The organism is Nocardia araoensis NBRC 100135 (assembly GCF_000308435.1).
Taxonomy (GTDB): Bacteria; Actinomycetota; Actinomycetes; order Mycobacteriales; family Mycobacteriaceae; genus Nocardia; species Nocardia araoensis.
On sequence record NZ_BAFR01000185.1, the window covers coordinates 1 to 943 of the forward strand.

General features: G+C 67.0%; 1 protein-coding gene. It reads right to left on the bottom strand.

Features of this window, described 5'->3' with window-relative positions; genetic code table 11:
• The coding region (locus tag ON21_RS24695) for an AMP-binding protein (protein WP_039801379.1) at positions 1 to 943 on the bottom strand (943 nt) is incomplete at both ends.

Consider the following 943-nt stretch of genomic DNA (forward strand, 5'->3'; position numbering starts at 1 on the left):
CTCGATACGGAACCCACGCAACTGCACCTGCTGGTCACCACGACCGCCGTACTCCAGTACGGCGTCCTCCTCGCGCACCCGCCAGCGGCCGATGTCCCCACTGCGATACATCCGCGAACCCGGCGCCCCGAACGGGTCGGCCACGAACCGCGTCGCGGTCAACCCCGCCCGCCCCAGATACCCACGCGTCAGCTGCCCGCCGACCACATGGATCTGTCCGGCCACCCCGACCGGCGCCGGATGCAACCGGTCATCGAGCACATACGCATCCAGACCCGGGATCGCCCGCCCGATCACACTCGCCGCCTCCGCGGTGTCGCGCGGGGTCACCGGCAGCAACGACACATGCACCGTGGTCTCGGTGATGCCGTACATGTTCACCAACCGCGTCCGCTCACCATGCCGCTCATACCAGCGACCCAGCTTCCGCAGATCCAACGCCTCCCCACCGAAGATCACATACCGCAACCCCAGCTCACCCCCACCCGCGGCGCGGTCGGCCTCCACCAGCTGATAGAACGCCGACGGCGTCTGATTCAACACGGTGACCTGTTCGCGGATCAGCAGGTCGCGGAACTGCTGCGGCGAGCGGGAAGTCAGATAGTCGACCACGACCACACTGCCGCCGTGCGCCAACGCGCACCACAACTCCCACACCGAGAAGTCGAACGCGAACGAATGGAACAACGTCCACACATCGGTTTCGTCGAACCCGAACAACGGCTGGGTATTCGCCAGCAACTCGACCACGTTGCGGTGCGCCACCCCCACACCCTTGGGCACCCCGGTGGAACCGGAGGTGTAGATGACATACGCCAGATTGTCCGGCCGCAACCGCGCCACCCGCTCGGCATCACTCACCGGCGCATCGGAGAACTCCTGCGCCGCCTCCAGCAACACCACCGGCAACCCCCCCGACGGCACCGCATCCCGCTGCTCCAGC